The organism is Rothia sp. HMSC071F11 (assembly GCF_001809115.1).
Classification (GTDB): Bacteria; Actinomycetota; Actinomycetes; order Actinomycetales; family Micrococcaceae; genus Rothia; species Rothia dentocariosa.
The window spans coordinates 95282-113286 of sequence record NZ_KV795741.1; the positions used below are offsets into that span (position 1 = coordinate 95282).

19 protein-coding genes are annotated in these 18005 nt (G+C 54.8%); 16 read left to right on the top strand and 3 right to left on the bottom strand.

Annotation, left to right across the window (positions count from 1 at the left end):
* The first annotated feature begins 15 nt into the window (after positions 1–15).
* The 13 genes from map (at position 16) to glmM (ending at position 10837) form a co-directional block, all read left to right on the top strand.
* Complete coding sequence (map, locus tag HMPREF2554_RS03455; protein ID WP_013397606.1) at positions 16–852, top strand: type I methionyl aminopeptidase; 837 nt, start codon at positions 16–18, stop codon at positions 850–852.
* 80 nt (positions 853–932) lie between these two features.
* On the top strand, positions 933–2162 hold the full coding sequence (gene rlmN / locus HMPREF2554_RS03460; RefSeq protein WP_004005259.1) for a 23S rRNA (adenine(2503)-C(2))-methyltransferase RlmN: 1230 nt from the start codon (positions 933–935) through the stop codon (positions 2160–2162).
* A gap of 208 nt (positions 2163–2370) precedes the next feature.
* Positions 2371–2592: a translation initiation factor IF-1 gene (gene infA, locus HMPREF2554_RS03465; protein ID WP_005505018.1), complete on the top strand. Its 222-nt coding sequence runs from the start codon at positions 2371–2373 to the stop codon at positions 2590–2592.
* A gap of 126 nt (positions 2593–2718) precedes the next feature.
* Complete coding sequence (gene rpmJ, locus HMPREF2554_RS03470; protein WP_004005257.1) at positions 2719–2832, top strand: 50S ribosomal protein L36; 114 nt, start codon at positions 2719–2721, stop codon at positions 2830–2832.
* Between the two features lie 173 nt (positions 2833–3005).
* Positions 3006–3374 (top strand): 30S ribosomal protein S13, encoded by a 369-nt coding sequence (rpsM, locus tag HMPREF2554_RS03475; protein WP_005505026.1) that lies wholly within the window; start codon positions 3006–3008, stop codon positions 3372–3374.
* A gap of 68 nt (positions 3375–3442) precedes the next feature.
* Entirely contained in the window at positions 3443–3847 is a 405-nt protein-coding gene (gene rpsK / locus HMPREF2554_RS03480) for a 30S ribosomal protein S11 (protein ID WP_004005255.1), read from the top strand.
* A 137-nt stretch (positions 3848–3984) separates the two neighbouring features.
* On the top strand, positions 3985–4977 hold the full coding sequence (locus HMPREF2554_RS03485; RefSeq protein WP_013397604.1) for a DNA-directed RNA polymerase subunit alpha: 993 nt from the start codon (positions 3985–3987) through the stop codon (positions 4975–4977).
* A gap of 100 nt (positions 4978–5077) precedes the next feature.
* Positions 5078–5797 (top strand): 50S ribosomal protein L17, sunset domain variant, encoded by a 720-nt coding sequence (gene rplQ / locus HMPREF2554_RS03490; protein ID WP_004005253.1) that lies wholly within the window; start codon positions 5078–5080, stop codon positions 5795–5797.
* Positions 5798–6016: 219 nt separating this feature from the next.
* A complete protein-coding gene (gene truA, locus HMPREF2554_RS03495; RefSeq protein ID WP_115333628.1) occupies positions 6017–6913 on the top strand; it encodes a tRNA pseudouridine(38-40) synthase TruA in 897 nt (298 codons plus the stop codon).
* 264 nt (positions 6914–7177) lie between these two features.
* A complete protein-coding gene (rplM, locus tag HMPREF2554_RS03500) occupies positions 7178–7621 on the top strand; it encodes a 50S ribosomal protein L13 (protein WP_004005251.1) in 444 nt (147 codons plus the stop codon).
* A 33-nt stretch (positions 7622–7654) separates the two neighbouring features.
* Positions 7655–8152 carry a 30S ribosomal protein S9 gene (gene rpsI / locus HMPREF2554_RS03505; RefSeq protein ID WP_004005250.1) on the top strand — a complete coding sequence of 166 codons (498 nt, stop codon included), beginning with the start codon at positions 7655–7657 and terminating at the stop codon, positions 8150–8152.
* A gap of 169 nt (positions 8153–8321) precedes the next feature.
* A complete protein-coding gene (gene ppk2, locus HMPREF2554_RS03510) occupies positions 8322–9377 on the top strand; it encodes a polyphosphate kinase 2 (RefSeq protein ID WP_013397602.1) in 1056 nt (351 codons plus the stop codon).
* Between the two features lie 101 nt (positions 9378–9478).
* Positions 9479–10837, top strand: coding sequence for a phosphoglucosamine mutase (gene glmM, locus HMPREF2554_RS03515; protein ID WP_013397601.1), 1359 nt, complete (start codon positions 9479–9481; stop codon positions 10835–10837).
* Positions 10838–11044: 207 nt separating this feature from the next.
* On the opposite strand, the gene mscL is transcribed toward glmM, so the two are convergent.
* The 3 genes from mscL to coaA all read right to left on the bottom strand — a co-directional run bounded on the left by mscL (position 11045) and on the right by coaA (position 13608).
* Positions 11045–11413 (bottom strand): large conductance mechanosensitive channel protein MscL, encoded by a 369-nt coding sequence (gene mscL / locus HMPREF2554_RS03520; RefSeq protein WP_004005247.1) that lies wholly within the window; start codon positions 11411–11413, stop codon positions 11045–11047.
* 202 nt (positions 11414–11615) lie between these two features.
* A complete protein-coding gene (locus tag HMPREF2554_RS03525) occupies positions 11616–12596 on the bottom strand; it encodes a M15 family metallopeptidase (protein WP_244864775.1) in 981 nt (326 codons plus the stop codon).
* A 55-nt stretch (positions 12597–12651) separates the two neighbouring features.
* Positions 12652–13608: a type I pantothenate kinase gene (gene coaA / locus HMPREF2554_RS03530; protein WP_013397598.1), complete on the bottom strand. Its 957-nt coding sequence runs from the start codon at positions 13606–13608 to the stop codon at positions 12652–12654.
* Between the two features lie 185 nt (positions 13609–13793).
* Here coaA and glmS point away from each other — a divergent pair, with 185 nt between their 5' ends.
* From glmS to HMPREF2554_RS03545, 3 genes are all read left to right on the top strand, one after another.
* The gene (glmS, locus tag HMPREF2554_RS03535; protein WP_004005244.1) at positions 13794–15677 is read left to right on the top strand and encodes a glutamine--fructose-6-phosphate transaminase (isomerizing); all 1884 of its coding nucleotides are present in this window, start codon (positions 13794–13796) and stop codon (positions 15675–15677) included.
* Positions 15678–15877: 200 nt separating this feature from the next.
* Entirely contained in the window at positions 15878–16312 is a 435-nt protein-coding gene (locus tag HMPREF2554_RS03540) for a holo-ACP synthase (RefSeq protein WP_004005243.1), read from the top strand.
* 40 nt (positions 16313–16352) lie between these two features.
* Entirely contained in the window at positions 16353–17954 is a 1602-nt protein-coding gene (locus HMPREF2554_RS03545; protein ID WP_013397597.1) for a bifunctional ADP-dependent NAD(P)H-hydrate dehydratase/NAD(P)H-hydrate epimerase, read from the top strand.
* Positions 17955–18005 lie beyond the last annotated feature (51 nt).

The window sequence follows — 18005 nt, forward strand, 5'->3', positions numbered from 1 at the left end:
ACGAGAAGGAACCCTATGGCACGTGTAGAGATCAAAACTAATGCCCAGTTACATCACATGTCGCGCGCAGGCATCATAACTAGCCGTGCGTTGGATGCGGCAGTTGCGGCAGCAAAGCCCGGGGTGAGTACCGCAGAGCTCAATAAAGTTTTCGAGCGCAGTCTGGAAGAACAGGGCGGAATCTCGAACTTTTATGGTTATTATGACTACCCTGCAAGTATCTGCACCTCTGTGAATCATGAGGTGGTACATGGCATACCCGGTGACTATATCCTTCAAGACGGCGATATTATCTCCATCGATGGAGGCGCCTATATTATTGACCCGGCTACTAAGAAGCAGTGGCATGGCGATTCTGCGCGAACTGTATTGGTTGGACATACTTCACAGGCCCGCCGAGACCTATCCGATATAACCCGGGAAGCCCTCTGGCACGGTATCGCAGCCCTGGCACACGCAAAGAAAATCGGCGAGGTTGGGATTGCGATCGAAGAATTCGTGCGCAGCGAAACCGGGGATACATACGGTATCATCGAAGACTATGTAGGCCACGGCATCGGTACCCAGATGCATATGGCACCCGACGTGCTGAACTACGCCGCTCGTGACCTCGGCCCAAAAATTAAACCTGGCATGGCATTTGCAATCGAACCCATGCTTGTAATGGGGAATACCGATACCACCGTACTTGAGGATGACTGGACAGTCATTACAACCGACAGGTCGGATGCCTGCCAATGGGAGCACTCGGTTGCCGTGCATCGAGATGGTCTATGGGTTCTAACCGCAGAAGATGGGGGAGCCTCTGAACTGGCACGCTTCGGCATTATCCCCGTACCGATTCCTAAGTAGCATCTGCCCGCTTTGGGGCGTGCATCCTTGACAAGCATCATAACCACAGGCTGAGCATCTATAACGCCCGAAGGAAAACTATGAGCGAAACTCTGACAGGCTGCGCCGCAGCTTCAACCGATTCCACGTCGCGCTCCACCAAAGTACCCGTGGAGATTTCAAGCGTGCGCCCTGAACCGGGAAAAATTGCGCTCAAAGCACCCCGGCGAACAAAACCACCCAAGCATATTGCCGATTTTGATATGGCAGGGCGCCGTGAATTCCTCAAGGAACTGGGATACCAGCCCTTCCGCGCATCGCAGCTCTCAAAGCACTATTTCGAGCGGCTGGTTAACGATCCGGCGCAGATGACAGACCTGCCTGCTCAGGACCGTGACGAAATAGTATCCCGCGCAATGCCGCAGCTGCTAACTCCCGTGCGAACCCTAGAAGCTGACGGCGGGGATACCCTCAAAGTCGTACATCGTCTTTTCGATGGGGCGCTTATTGAATCGGTCATTATGCGGTATGACAACCGTGTCACCATGTGTATTTCCTCGCAAGCTGGATGCGGGATGAACTGCCCCTTTTGTGCCACCGGGCAGCAGGGGCTCACCCGCAATCTCTCGACCGCAGAAATCGTGGAGCAAGTAGTTGCTGGGGCACGATATCTGAAACAGATGAAGGGTCTTGACAAGGCCGATGGAGGGTCGGAAGATACCCGCCCGCTACGCGTCTCCAATATTGTATTTATGGGAATGGGCGAGGCGCTCGCAAACTATAAATCAACGATGGGTGCGGTGCACCGTCTGATCGATCCCGCCCCCGAGGGACTGGGTATCTCCGCGCGCGGACTTACGATGTCTACCGTGGGTTTGGTGCCCGGTATCCGCAAGTTTGAGCTGGAGAAACTGCCGATTACGCTTGCCCTATCGTTGCACGCGCCGGATGATGAACTGCGCGATGAGCTTATTCCCATTAACCAGCGGTGGAAGGTTGATGAGACTCTGGATGCCGCATACGACTATTACCGCACGACCGGGCGGCGCATCTCGATTGAATATGCTCTTATTCGCGATATTAATGACCAGGGATGGCGCGCCGATTTGCTGGGGAAAAAGCTCGCACAGCGCGGTCGCGGATGGGTGCATGTAAACCCTATTCCGTTGAATCCGACTCCTGGCTCAAAATGGACAGCATCGCGTAAGGGCGTGGAGCAGAATTTTGTGGAGCGTCTGCGGGCACACGGTATTCCAACGACAATTCGCGATACTCGCGGTTCTGATATTGATGGTGCATGTGGCCAGCTCGCTGCCAAAGAAGAGGAATAGGGGCGCCTCATACCGAGTAATAACCCTTATTCTGCAGTTGTTTAAAAGGCAACTATGTCGTATAGTTGATAGTTGGCTGTTTGTACCAGCGTTAAGTGCGCCCTTTTTGCAGGTGCAAAACGCTCTTCACCAGTGTGTGAAGATATACAGCATCAGAAGATAAAACTGTTCAGAGCATAAACTCTGGGCACCGACGTTAGCGGAGGATATGGCAAAGAAAGACGGCGTCATCGAGATCGAGGGCTCTGTGGTTGAGGCTTTGCCCAATGCGATGTTCCGTGTTGAGCTAGACAATGGTCACAAAGTTCTCGCGCACATCTCGGGTAAGATGCGTCAGCACTACATTCGAATCCTGCCTGAGGATCGCGTGGTAGTGGAACTGAGCCCCTACGACCTGTCCCGTGGTCGTATCGTCTACCGTTATAAGTAAAACCCGATCATTAAACGTCGCTTCGGCGGCGTTTAAGTCGTGTTCATAGGGATAAATAGTTCTTCTGGTTGCCCAGTAAGAACCTCTTATCTCGCCAGTTATCAAGTTGCAATCAAAAGGAATGCGATGAAGGTCAAGCCGAGCGTTAAGCCGATCTGCGATAAGTGCAAAGTGATTCGCCGTCATGGCGTAGTCATGGTGATCTGCGAAAACCCGCGCCACAAACAGCGCCAGGGCTAAGCCCACGGTAGCTGCGTAACACCGCCTGCGGGCGGAATCGTCATAGGCACCGCTCCGCATTGTTTATCGAGTGATAAAGGATGCGGATACCTCCGGACTCAGAGGCCGGGGACCGGGCAAACACCCGGGCAGTGATGCTACAGACCTCTGGAAAACAACAAGGAGAAGCCAGTATGGCACGTCTCGCTGGAGTTGATATTCCCCGCGAAAAGCGCGTGGAAGTTGCTCTCACTTACATTTACGGCGTGGGCAAGACCCGTGCTCACGAAACCCTTGCTGCTACCGGCGTGAACCCTGACACTCGCGTCAAGGATCTCACCGACCAGGAGCTTGTGGCACTTCGTGACTTCATCGAAGGCAACTACAAGGTTGAAGGTGATCTTCGCCGCGAGGTTGCAGCCGATATTCGCCGCAAGGTTGAAATCGGCAGCTACCAGGGTCTGCGTCACCGTCGCGGCCTGCCGGTTCACGGTCAGCGCACCAAGACCAACGCACGCACCCGTAAGGGCCCGAAGCGTACCGTCGCAGGTAAGAAGAAGTAAGCAACGTTGCTCTGTCGAACTATCAGTATCGACCAACGTATTAGAAAACCTTTGTAGGAGAATCAATAATGCCTCCCAAGACTCGCGCCGCGGCTGCTCGCAAGACCCGCCGCAAGGTCAGCAAGAACATCGTTGCTGGTCAGGCTCACATCAAGTCGACCTTCAACAACACTATCGTCTCCATTACCGATCCCACCGGTGCAGTAATCTCGTGGTCCTCTGCAGGTGATATGGGCTTCAAGGGCTCTCGTAAGTCCACTCCCTACGCCGCACAGCTGGCTGCTGAGACTGCCGCAAACCGTGCTAAGGAACACGGCGTCCGTAAGGTTGATGTTTTCGTAAAGGGCCCCGGTTCTGGCCGTGAGACCGCAATCCGCTCTCTGCAGGCAGCAGGCCTAGAGGTTGGTTCGATTCAGGACGTAACCCCCGTAGCTCACAACGGTTGCCGTCCGCCGAAGCGCCGCCGCGTCTAATTAGGCGAATGCCTAATCCCTCTGCGGCTGTCGTCTTCACAGATAACACCAAAGAGTCCAGACACCCGTCTGCTTCCTAAAATCTGTTTTCCCAAACTTGTGGGCTCATATAGCGGAGCTCACCGAAAGGAAACAAAGTGCTTATTGCACAGCGCCCCACTCTGACTGAAGAGGTCGTAGCGCCGAACCGTTCGCGCTTCACCATCGAGCCCCTTGAGCCGGGCTTCGGCTACACCATGGGTAACTCCCTCCGTCGCACTCTGCTGTCCTCCATTCCCGGCGCCGCTGTTACCAGCGTTCGTATCGACGGTGTTCTGCACGAGTTCAGCACTGTTCCCGGAGTCACCGAGGATGTCACCGAGATTATCTTGAATGTCAAGAAGCTCTCGATTTCCTCGGAAAATGACGAGCCTGTAGTTGCATACCTGCGTAAGCAGGGCGAGGGTGAACTTACTGCAGCCGACATTGAAGTACCTGCCGGTGTTGAGATCCACAACCCGGAACTGCACATCGCAACCCTCAACGCGAAGGCAAACTTCAATGCCGAACTGATTATTGAGCGCGGTCGCGGTTATGTGTCTGCAGCTCAGAACAAGACCGGTGATGCAGAGATCGGCCGTATTCCGGTTGATTCTATTTACTCCCCGGTTCTGAAGGTTACCTTCAGCGTTAACGCAACCCGTGTTGAACAGCGCACCGACTTCGACAGCCTGACTTTGGACGTCGAAACCAAGGAAGCCATTGCACCGCGCGATGCCGTCGCATCCGCAGGCAGCACCCTGGTTGAGCTCTTCGGACTTGCACGTGAGCTCAACGTTGCTGCCGAGGGTATCGAGGTTGGTCCGTCGCCTGCCGACGAGTCCATGGCTGCCGATTTGGCTCTGCCGATTGAGGACCTTAACATGTCCGTTCGATCCTACAACTGCCTCAAGCGCGAGGGCATCCACACCGTAGGTGAGCTCGTGACCCGTAGCGAGGCAGATCTGATGGATATTCGTAACTTCGGTGCTAAATCCATTGATGAGGTCAAGGCTAAGCTGCATGAGCTTGGTCTGGCTCTCAAGGATTCCCCTCCGGGCTTTGAACCCGTTGCTCGTGCATACGATGACGAAGACGGTTCCGGCGAATAAATTTCGATCGAATAGTTCACCCGGTTGTTCCGGGATCAGTAAACGTGGTTCCTAAGTCCCGTTGTTGGGGCGGTGGAACGTAAATCATGGAGAAATAACTATGCCTACTCCCACTAAGGGTCCCCGCCTCGGCGGTTCCCCGACCCATGAGCGCCTAATGCTCAATAACCTGTCGGCGCAGCTCTTCCAGCACAAGCGCATCACCACCACCTTGACTAAGGCAAAGCGTATGCGCCCGGTGGCTGAACGTTTCATCACCTTCGGTAAGAAGGGCGATTTGGCGGCTCGCCGTCGCGTGCTGCGATCCATTACCGACAAGTCCGTAGTACACGAGCTTTTTACTGTAATCGCACCGGCAATGGCCGAGCGCCCCGGTGGCTACACTCGCATCACCAAGATCGGTAACCGTAAGGGCGATAACGCACCTATGGCCGTTATCGAACTCGTAATGGAGCCTGTAGAAACCAAGGGTGCTGTTGCAGAAGCTACCAAGGTTACTGAGAAGGCTGCCGAGGCTCCTAAGGCTGAAGCAAAGAAGGCAAAAGCTGAAAAGGCTGAACCTAAGGAAGAAGCTAAGCCCGCTAAGTCTGAAGGTACCGAGGGTCTGCCTGCAGGCGCACACGCTCCGTTAGAATCTGGTGAGGCTCCCGAAGGCTTCGAGGTCAAGGGTAACGCTGACTCGATGAAGTACCACGTGCCCGGCTCCCGCTGGTATGCAAACACCATCGCCGAAATCTGGTTTGACTCCGCTGAGTCGGCTGAGGCGGCAGGTTACGCACCCGCCGGTGGTGCAGCAGCTCAGAAAGTTTCTGCTGAGTAAGTACAGCTAACGCGTTAGCTTATTGTCAAAATCCGTCGCCTAGGTTCATAGGCGACGGATTTTGCGTGTTTCAGACGTACATTCTTGGGCAATTCACCAGGTATTGTTGAAGGGGGAAAGGGAAAAGCTACTGTGTCGGATCAGTTACAAGAGCCTGTTCCTCAGGCATCACAGATCAACCTGGACTCGCAGCCATCATCTGGCGATGGGGACGTGGTGCTGGGCACGCAGCGGGTACGTATCGACTGCGCCTATGAAGGCACGTGGTTTAGCGGGTGGGCAAGGCAGCCTAATCTGGTAACTGTGCAGGGTGTATTAGAGGATGCGCTGGAGCTGGTGCTTCGCGCGCATCACCGAGTGACGGTCGCCGGTCGTACCGATGCCGGAGTACATGCGCAGGCGCAGACTATCCACCTCGATATTGCCGCTGAAACCTGGCAGAAACTTACCGGGCGTGACGGGCTGGCAGATCCAGCTGAGTCGCTCAAACGTAAGGTTTCTGGTGCCCTGAAACGAACCCTGGCGCAGGCAGAACATACGCTAGGAATCCCTGAGCGCATGCGCGGGCTTCTTCAAGGATCTCTTGTGCTTCACCAGGTACAGCCCGTGCCGCAGGACTTTGATGCGCGGTTTTCAGCGACCGGCAGGCGGTATACGTACCGCATCCTGGATGGACAGGGGAGTAGCCCCGATCCGCTGCGCCGCGCGTATGCCTGGTGCATTCCCGAAAGCCTAGACCTTGAAGATCTTAACAAGGCAGCTCATGAACTTACGGGGCTACATGATTTTCTCTCGTTCTGTAAGCCGCGTGAGGGAGCTACGACGATTCGTGAACTCCGCCGTATATACCTAACACGCCATGATGACGGAGTTATTGAAGCGACGGTTGAGGCAGACGCTTTTTGTCACCATATGGTGCGCTCGCTTATAGGGGCACTAGTTCTCTACGGCACCGGAAAACGGACCCAAACATGGCTGCGGGAACGCCTAGAAAACCCGCAGCGGGATGCCTCACTCATTATGGCACCCCCGCATGGATTAGCTCTTGCACACATTGATTATCCAGCGCCTGAAGAGTACGGTCTGCAGGCACGAGCTACTCGGGCAATGCGGTAGAGCAACATTTTTAACGGGGAATCCGCGCCATTTAAGGGTTTTGGTGTGGATTAAGCACCTAAATTGCTGTATAGTTTTGCTAGTTGTGCGTGTTCTGCCCGAGCACGCTCTCGGCACTGTCTAGTTGCAGGACGTCAAGGTGTCGCAGAGTACGGGCCAGAACGGGCGAGCATTCGGTCCTCACCCGGATTCGTCATGCACGTAGTAATAGGCGTGATACCCAACTAAGCGCCGAATGTACATTTCGAGACAAAGGCCAATATTTTGCGCACTTATACTCCTAAGCCCGGCGAAGTTGAGCGCCAGTGGCACATCATTGATGCCACCGATGTGGTGCTCGGTCGCCTCGCAAGCCAGACCGCTATCCTGCTGCGCGGTAAGCACAAGCCGACTTTTACCCCTAACGTGGATACCGGCGATTTCGTGATCATCGTGAATGCCGAGAAGGTCGCTCTGACCGGTGCAAAGCTTGAGCAGAAGCGTGCATACCGCCACTCGGGTTACCCTGGCGGTCTGAAGTCCGTCAATTATGCAGAGCTTCTTGAAACCAACCCTGTTCGTGCGGTTGAGAAGGCTGTGAAGGGCATGCTGCCCAAGAACAAGCTAGCTGCACAGCAGATCAAGAAGCTGAAGGTCTACGCTGGTCCCGAGCACCCGCACGCGGCACAGCAGCCCAAGACCTACGAATTCAACCAGGTCGCCCAGTAATTCGGGCCTACGAAGAAACTATTAGGAGAAATCGTGGCTCAGAACGAAGAGCAGATCGTAGTCGAGGAAGAGCTCACTAGCTACACCTCGGAATCCGCAGCCCCCGTCGCGGCGGCTGCACAGACAAGCCGTCCGGCACTGACTGTTGCAGGTGCTGCAGTCGGTCGTCGTAAGGAAGCAGTGGCACGTGTTCGCGTGGTTCCCGGTTCCGGTAACTGGACCATTAACGGCCGTAGCCTGGATAGCTACTTCCCCAATAAATTGCACCAGCAGGATGTGAACCAGCCGTTCAAGATCCTGGAACTTGAAGGTGCTTACGATGTGATTGCACGCATCAGCGGTGGTGGTCCCTCCGGTCAGGCAGGCGCGCTGCGCCTTGGTATCGCTCGTGCCCTCAACGAGATTGATCGTGAGAACAATCGTCCCGCGCTGAAGAAGGCAGGCTTCTTGACTCGCGACGCACGTGTTATCGAGCGTAAGAAGGCCGGTCTCAAGAAGGCACGCAAGGCTTCGCAGTTCTCCAAGCGTTAATCGCTGGTTCTGCTGCACAAAGCCCCCGCACTTCCCAAAGAAGCGCGGGGGCTTTGTGCATTATAAGGGGTTTACCTGCATAAGGTTGCGATAACTGTTACATTTGTCACTCATTCTCACTCTCGGTACAGTTAAAGTGTCAAAGCAGACACGAACGGAAAGAGAATTCATGACAGAAAAGAACCTTCAGCCCGCAACGGAGCAGGTCGAGAGTACCGTACCCGAAACTGCTCCTCAGTCTTCCGATGTTGCAGATCCAGCCGTATCAGAGAAAAAGCACGCTATTAAAGAAGCTCTCAAACCCCAAGTTCGTCGCACCTCGGTGGTTGAAGACTATGCGGCAGAACTGGATGAAATGGCATCTCTCACCCATGCTCTGAGCGGAAATAAGAAAAGCTCAAGGGGCGATGCCTGGAAGATTGGCTACCCCTACGATGAAAAACTCGGTCGTAAAGCATACGAAAAAGAAAAACGCGCACTGCAGATTGAGCTTCTGAAGCTCCAGCTATGGGCAAAATCGACCGGGCAGAAAATCCTCATTATTTTTGAGGGACGCGATGCTGCGGGTAAGGGTGGTTCCATCAAACGCTTTACGGAACACCTGAACCCCCGTGGGGCTCGCGTGGTGGCTCTTGAAAAGCCAACCGATATTGAACAGACTCAGTGGTATTTCCAGCGCTATATCAAGCACTTACCCTCTGGTGGCGAGATCGTCATGATGGACCGTTCCTGGTACAACCGCGCCGGGGTTGAGCGTGTGATGGGCTATTGCACGCAGGCCCAGTACTTCGAGTTTATGCGCGAAGTACCCGACCTGGAGCGTATGCTCGTGAACTCGGGCATTAAGCTCATTAAGTTCTGGTTCTCAGTTACCAAGCAGGAACAGCTGGCACGCTTTACCTCACGCCGTACTGATCCTGTTCGTCAGTGGAAGCTATCACCTACTGACCTAGCTTCGCTCGATAAGTGGGATGATTACACTGCTGCGAAAGAAGCCATGTTCTTCTACACCCATACCGGCGATGCTCCGTGGACCGTTATTAAGTCAAATGATAAGAAGCGTGCTCGTTTGGAAGCCATGCGTTACGTGCTTTCACAATTCGACTACACCTCAAAAGACCGTGAAGTCGTGGGAACTTGCGATCCTTTGATTGTACGTTCTGCAACGGATGTTTTTGAAGAAGAAGGCGGCAGTGACCCCGAAGGTTTTCCTGTCATCCAATAAATAAAACTTTTGGTTGGTTTATTCAATAAACCTGCTAAGAAAATAACTAAGAACCGCCCCTGCCTACCAAAGCGGGGGCGGTTCCGGCGTAAGATAGTAAGGTGACTGAACGACTTTTTGGAACTGACGGCGTGCGCGGCCTCGCGAATGAGATTATCACTCCGGCACTCGCTCTTGAGCTCGCGCAGGCAGCCGCCCTTGTACTTGGACACGAGCAGGTCGCCGAAGGCACCCGCCCCCGCGCCGTAATCGCTAACGATTCACGCGCATCCGCAGATTTTATTGTCTCTGCCATGAAAGCCGGGTTTACCAGCGCTGGTGTGGATGTGTTGGACGCGGGAATCGTCCCCACTCCGGCCGCCGCCTACTTGGTTGCTTACACGGATGCAGACTTTGGTGTGATGATCTCAGCATCGCATAACCCCGCCGCCGATAACGGTATTAAATTCTTGGCGCGTGGTGGACAAAAGCTTGAAGACGCCACCGAAGATGCCATTGAGCGCGTGTACCGGGAAAAGAACTTTAGGTACCCTACCGGGGGTGAGGTCGGCTCTATCTGCGCCCTAGAGAACGGTACCGAGGCATACGTTAAGCACCTAGTTTCCACGCTAGAAGACGAGAAGCCCCTCACGGGTCTTAAGATTGTGCTGGACTGCGCAAATGGTGCGGCTTATGCAGCCTCTCCTGCGGCCTTCACCCGGCTAGGGGCCGAAGTTATCGCGCTCGCTGCTGAACCGAACGGCACCAATATCAACGATGGCGTAGGTTCTACGCATCCGCAGACCCTTCAAGCTGCCGTCGTTGAACACGGCGCAACCTTGGGGATTGCCCATGATGGTGACTCCGACCGATGTCAGGCAGTTGATGAGCAGGGGAACCTGGTAGACGGCGATCAGATTATGGCTATTCTTGCCTTGGCGGCGCATCGTGCTGGGCACCTGAGCCAGAACACTCTGGTGGCAACCGTGATGAGCAGCCTAGGGCTTGAACTCTATCTGCGTGAGCACGGTATTTCGCTGGTGCGCACCGCCGTGGGAGATCGTTACGTACTCGAAGAGATGCGTGAGCACGGGTATAACCTAGGCGGTGAGCAGTCCGGGCATGTGATTATGAGTGACTATGCGACCACGGGCGACGGTGTGCTCACCGGGATTCAGCTTGCCGCTGAGGTGGCGCGTAGCGGGGAGAAACTTTCTGTGCTGGCCTCACGGATGCAGCCCACCCCGCAGCGTTTGATTAACGTGAAGGGCGTAGATCGTGCCGGCGTTTCAACCAATGCTGCGCTGAATGCTGCTGTGGCCGATGCTGAGAAGGGGCTGGGGGAGAGCGGGCGTGTTCTTCTGCGTGCTTCTGGAACCGAACCGCTGGTGCGCGTTATGGTTGAGGCCGCTACGCAGGAGCAGGCCGATTCTGTTGCTCAGCACCTTGCGGATGTGGTGGCGAAAGAACTGGCTCTCTAGTCTTACAAGCTTTCTAGAAAATTGATGCGTATCGTCGGCGAAATAGAAATATTTCGCCGACGATACGCATTTTGTTTATAGCGCAGGTTTAGCTCATATCGGCAGATTTATTCGAGCTGAAAAATACCGTGGGGCGCATCCAAATTCGGATGCGCCCCACGGCTTTTGTTGAATGACTAGTATGTTTGAATCGGAGTGATCCGTAGATTACTTCTTAGCGAGGGAATCGCGGATTTCCTTGAGAAGGGTAAGCTCGGTTTCTTCTTCCTCTTCTTCACCCTTGTTGCGGGTAGCCCTTTCATTGAGCTTCTGAACCGGAAGAACCACAGCGAAGTACACAGCAGCCGCAATGAGCAGGAAGTTTACGACAGCGGTCAGGAAGACACCGATCTTAATCTGACCGATGACGAGGAAAGAATCAAAGTTCGGAGACTGGACGAGCATGGAAATTGCGGGCATGAGCACCGACTGAACCAGCGCAGTCACAACTGCGGTGAACGCAGTACCCATGATAATACCGACTGCAAGGTCGATAACGTTGCCACGAATCAAGAAATCTTTAAAACCTTTAAGCATGTACCTAGGGTATCGTGTTTCCCAGCAAATTTTCAGGAAAAACCAACAAAAACCGCTCCAAATAAAGTGATTTTCTTCACTAGTGCATCATATATCAATCTGTAAAGGTTGATTTTAGATATTTGTTTCTGTGGGTTAGAACCCCGTCTAAAGACTAGTTAGGGGTGTAAGCTGTTGATAAACCTATGAGAGGTAGCTGAGTCTACCCAAGATAATCTGGTGCCGCACCGGTGCCAAAAAACTCTTCCAGAGTCTTTGCGCCGGACGCCGAATACTCCTGAGTCAGACCAACACCTAAATAACGGTAATGCCAGGGTTCAAAGATATAGCCCGTCACATGCTGCTGGTTCTTTGGGAAACGCAGGATAAACCCGAAGTCGGGGGCGTTTTTCGCCAACCATTGACCCGCACGAGTATCTTGATAGCATTCTTGCAGCAGGCATCCTTCGGGGGAACCGAAATCGATAGCCAGTCCGGTCTGATGTTCCGAATATCCGGGCCGTGCAGAAAGTGTATCTGCGGTCTTCTGCCCATTAACCTGAACCCAATGCTGGTAGGTCTGTTTCTGCGCCGCGAAGGAACGATAAGCACTGCTGACCGTGAGGGTTACCCCATCCCGTGCTGCCGCATCCATCATGGACTGTGCCGCCGCAGCCGCCTCAGCACGTAACTGCTGTCCATAAAACGGCACCAAATCCTGCGGGGCCCAATCTTGCGGTGAGAATGGGCGAGTTTTATTGACGATGCACCGTAACGATTCCGGATGCGACTCGACCGATGTGTGCTCAGCAGGTTTTTTGCTCTCGGGCGCGGAAGGTTCTTCTGTAGTGCCGCCTTCTGGTTGCGACTTCTGGTCTTTGGGATGTGAAGACTCTGAGACCGTGGCCTCTGGGTTAGCTTTTTCAGACGGTTTCGTCTCTGGGGTTTTCTCGTTTGCCGTCGGGGACGCACTAGGTTTTATCGTAGGGTTCGATGGGGTGGAACTCTTCGTAACCTTCGGGGTGGCGGTAGGTGAAGATGACACACTTGCCGGAGAAGTCGTGCCTGTCGCGCTTGGTGTAGTGGAAGCAGTAGCTGATGTATTCCCGCTAGTCTGAGGTTCCTGAGAGCCGCATGCAGACAAGACCCAAGACCCAGATGCTGCAGTCAGCAGCGCTCGGCGTGAAAAAACTGATGTACCCATCGGGAACCTCCTTGGGAAACTGGTCTTTATTCTGGAATATGTCAACGGCAATGCGCTAATTTTTGCGCAAGAGAACCTGCGCCACCTTATGGTCGGAACCTTTCTGCAAGATCAGGTGCGCGCGAGCGCGAGTAGGAAGAACGTTCTGTACGAGGTTAGGCTCGTTGACGGTTTTCCAGATACCGGTGGCAAGCTCAATCGCTTGGTCATCGCTTAACTCAGCATAGCGCTTAAAGTAAGAATCCGGGTTCGTAAACGCGGAGGAGCGCAGGGTGAGGAACCGGTTAACGTACCATCGCTGAATATCTTTGGTATTTGCATCGACGTAGATGGAGAAATCAAAAAAGTCACTGAGCGTCAGGTCTGAGGTTTCGGGGCCTTCAGTGCCAGCAGGAGCGAGTACATTAAGTCCCTCAAGAATCAGCACATCAGGAGTCGTGACCTCAATCTGTTCATCGGGAAGAATGTCATAGTACAGATGCGAGTATTTGGGGGCTCTGACCACAGGGACCCCCGATTTTATATCGGAGACAAATTGCAGCAGTGCCCGCCTGTCGTATGATTCGGGAAAGCCTTTGCGGTGCATAATGCCGCGGCGTTGTAACTCAGCATTTGGGTACAGAAAACCGTCGGTGGTGACGAGCTGAACCTTCGGGGTTGAGGGCCAGCGCCTCAGGAGTGCCTGCAGCAGGCGTGCCGTCGTCGATTTGCCGACCGCTACGGACCCGGCTACACCGATAATAAAGGGAACTCGTCGGTGGGATGCCTGAAGGAAGTCATTCGTCATGTGGTTGAGTGAGGATGCCGCATTGACGTACAGATTCAAAAGTCGGGAGATCGGCAAATAGATCTGACGTACCTCATCGAAGTCTACCGGTTCTCCTAAGCCGCGGAGCGCATCGAGTTCCTCTTCGCTGAGGGGTACCGAAATTTCGGTCGCTAGCCGCGACCATCGTGAGCGCTCCAGCTCGACAAAACGCGAGCTGGCGGCAGAAAAATTTGAGGAGCTCATTCCCCTAAGTGTACGAATTTTGCGCGTCAGATGCGAACAAGACGTGGCATCCTTTAGGTTAAGAATGCACAAAGGCTGGGGCTATACCTTGAAAGAAATGCCTTTTGACTAGGGGTTATTCTGCCCACAGGTGTAAAGGGCGCCGGGTTAGCTGCCCTGGGGCGTGAATAAGATAAACTTGAGCTATGTGTGGAATTGTAGGATATGTAGGTCTGGACGCAGCTCCGGACGGTAATAAATTCGACCACGATGCATACAAAGTGGTCATTGAAGGTCTGCGCCGCCAGGAGTACCGCGGCTATGACTCGGCCGGTGTTGCGCTCGTATGCCCTGACGGCATCGAATTCCGCAAGAAGGCGGGCAAACTTATCAACCTAGAACATGAGGTCGAGGATGCGCCGCTCACCGAATCACAGATTGGTATTGGCCATACCCGTTGGGCTACCCACGGTGGCCCCACCGATAATAACGCGCATCCGCACGTGGTCGATCACGGTCGTCTAGCGGTTGTGCACAACGGTATTATTGAGAACTTCGCCGAGCTACGCGCCGAACTGCTTGCCGAAGGGGTGGAATTTCAGTCTCAGACCGATACCGAGGTAGCTGCGGCACTTATCGCAAGTATCTATAACAAACTGGGTACTAAAGACCTGACCGAGGCTGTGCGTGAAGCATCAAACCGTATGGAAGGTGCTTTCACGATTCTTGCGGTTCACGCAGACCACCCCGACCGTGTGGTGGCAACCCGCCGCAACTCTCCTCTGGTGATTGGACTGGGAGAGAACGAGAATTTCTTAGGATCTGACGTTTCGGCGTTTATCGACCACACCAAAGAAGCCGTAGAGATGGGGCAGGACCAGATTGTCACCATCACCGGTACTGACTATTCCATTATTGATTTTGCGGGCAACCCCGCCGAAGGCAAGCCCTTCCACATCGAATGGGATGCCGCAGCGGCGGAAAAGGGCGGCTACAACTCGTTCATGGAGAAGGAAATCCACGAGCAGCCCACCGCCGTTGAGCAGACCCTCATGGGACGCATGGATGAAAAAGGTAACCTCGTTCTGGACGAGCTTAATATTGATGATTCCGTGCTGCGCTCGATCGATAAGATCATCGTGGTGGCCTGCGGTACCGCAGCGTACGCGGGTCAGGTTGCGCGCTACGCTATCGAGCACTGGTGCCGTATCCCCACCGAAGTCGAGCTTGCCCATGAGTTCCGATACCGCGACCCAATCGTGAACGAGAAGACCCTGATTGTGGCTCTCTCGCAGTCCGGCGAAACCATGGATACCCTCATGGCGGTGCGTCACGCCCGCGAGCAGGGCGCTAAGGTCATATCCATCTGCAACACCCACGGTTCAACCCTGCCGCGTGAATCCGACGCGGCGCTGTACACCCATGCTGGACCCGAGATTGCGGTCGCATCGACCAAGGCGTTTCTGGCGCAGATTACTGCAGCATATCTGCTGGGTCTGTATCTTGCGCAGCTTCGCGGCAACAAGTACAAGGATGAAATCTCTGCCATCCTCGGTGAGCTGCAGAAAATGCCCGCCAAGATCCAGAAGGTTATCGACAACGATACCCTCGTGAAAGAACTTGGCGCCGAGATGAAAGATACCTCTTCGGTGATCTTCCTAGGGCGCCACGTTGGGTTCCCTGTTGCCCTTGAAGGCGCGCTTAAACTCAAAGAGATCAGCTACATCCACGCCGAAGGTTTTGCCGCTGGCGAGCTGAAACACGGTCCTATCGCCCTGATCGAAGAGGGCCAGCCCGTTATCATCATTGTGCCCTCCGCACACGGGCGTGAATCCCTGCACGGCAAGGTTGTTTCCAATATTCAGGAGGTGCGCGCTCGCGGCGCCTTCACCATCGTCATTGCCGAAGAGGGCGATGAGGCTGTCAAGGAGTATGCGGATCGTCTGATCACCGTTCCTGCCGCGCCTTCTCTGCTGCAGCCTTTGCTTGCCACCGTGCCGCTGCAGATTTTCGCGTGTGCACTTGCTGAGGCGAAAGGACTGGACGTTGACCAGCCTCGTAACCTCGCCAAGTCGGTGACCGTGGAGTAATCCTCATCCCGCATATGCGTTCGCGTGGGCGGTGTCGTTACCCTTCAGGGGACGGCACCGCCCACGCCTCGTTAACCCGCACCACAGTGCGAGACCGAGGAAGTTTCATGATGCGTTAACATTGTTCGCTGTGCTGTCTTCCCTGTACCAACCTCGCTAAACTTAAAACAAAACTCGCATTTTGGCAGGAAAGGCGAAAAATGATTATCGGAATCGGCGTAGATACCGTCAACATTGAGCGCTTTGAACGAATCGTCACCGAAACACCCGCTTTTGTGCGCAGGGTATTCACACCGAATGAGCGCACTCGTAATATCCGTTCTCAAGCCGTACGTTTTGCCGCCAAAGAAGCGGTCGCCAAAGTCTTAGGGGCACCCGATGGGCTCAACTGGCAAGATTGCGAAGTCGCCAGCAGCGAGAGTGGGCAGCCATACCTGATTCTTACGGGAACGATCGCCGAACGTGCCCGTACCCTCGGCATCAATCGTCTGCACCTGAGCCTAACCCATGATGAACCCGTAGCCGTTGCCATCGCCACGGCGGAATATCTGAGCGCTACAGAGCTTGCCCATCTGAAAAGGTTCGATCCTGAAAGCTACAGTATGACGGTTCTCGCCGAAGACCCCACCGACTAGCCCCTGCCGCATCGACGCGAGCATTTGATCAGGAGGAGTTATGAAGCTCGTCTACACGGGTACACAAATTCGCAACGCTGAACGTCCTTACCTTGAGGCACCGGACTACGACGGGTATTTGATGCAGCGCGCGGCGGATGCGCTCGCCGCCGAAGCTCACGATATGCTCGCTGATGCGGGGCAGCACAGCCAGTACACGCGCATCCTCTTATTGGTTGGGCCGGGGAATAACGGTGCGGATACAGTGTATGCAGGCACCCGGCTGCATCAGCAGGGGTACCGCATTGAGGCCGTTCTCTTCGACCCAACCGGTAATAACCTGGAGCTGCTCGCCCGCGAAAGCGGTGAAGGAACCCGCGTGCTTGACACCGCCCAAAGTCTGCGCGATATTGCCTCCTACTCCCTGATTATTGACGGTATTTTGGGAACCGGCGCGAAGGGAGCAGCACGTGGGGAAGCGGGGGAGTACCTGGCTAAACTCCGTGCCGTGCAGATAGACGGTAAATTACCCCCAGTGCTCGCCTGTGATGCCCCGACCGGGCTCGATAGTGAACGCGGCACCCTGCACGAACCCTCACTCGCGGCTGCGCGAACGGTCACGTTTATTGGGCGTAAGCTACCGGCAGGAACCCATATTGCGGAGCACTGCGGAACTATTAAACTCTACGATTTAGGGGTTCCCGAAGCTCTCAAGGGGTATAAGCCGATGCTGCGCGTTATGGAACGTGAGGACTATCGGGATCTGCTCGAAAAGCCTTCGGTATTCTCACATAAGTACAATCGCGGTGTGCTTGGTATGCTCACGGGAAGTCGCGATTATCCCGGTGCTGCCCTGATGAGTGTGCGTGCTGCCCTCAATACCGGGGTGGGGATGGTGCGTTTCAATGGGAAAGACGATACCCTGCGCACTCTCATGCTTGGGCAAAACCCGGAAACGGTGTGTTTTACAGGGCCTCCCGCCCATGAGCATGTGCACGCCTGGGCTGGCGGCAGCGGTACCGGTCCCGAAACCCTGGACCATAACAGGTACCTGCTCAATGCCCCTGAACCTGCAATTCTGGATGCTGGTGCAGTAGACCTTGCCGCAGATTATTTAATGGCGGGTCACAGCCTAGGCGAACATAAAATTCTGACTCCGCATGCGGGAGAATTGGAACGTTTTCTGCGGCGCATTCATGAGCATTCGCCGCAGCGTTGGGAAGAAATGCTCGACGGTGCTCTCGTGCCCAGCCGGGAAGATATTAACGCCGAGCCGTTCCGGTGGGTTCGTGCCGCATGCGAGCTCAGCGGTGCAACCGTGATGCTTAAGGGCTCGACGACGCTTATCGCCGCCCCCGTGGGTGCCACCTATAGCGTGCACGGGGCTACCGGGTGGCTTGCTACCGCCGGAAGCGGCGATACCCTCACCGGTATTCTGGGTGCTCTCTTGGCACAATATATGGCGGCTGCGCAGGAACATCATGAGCAGGTCGAGGGATGCACGTATGCAAGTCTTGCGGCACTGGCGGTTTACCTGCATAATCGTGCGGCGCTGGCATCGTTGGAGGGACGCAAAGGGCCGGTTCCTCCCAGCCGAGTGGCCGCGTATTTACCGCAGGCGATTGCGGGACTTCTTGATGAGAAAGCCGTTCTCGACGATTAAAACCTGAACGAGACACATAGTATGGTGGGGCGTGACATGATGTCACGCCCC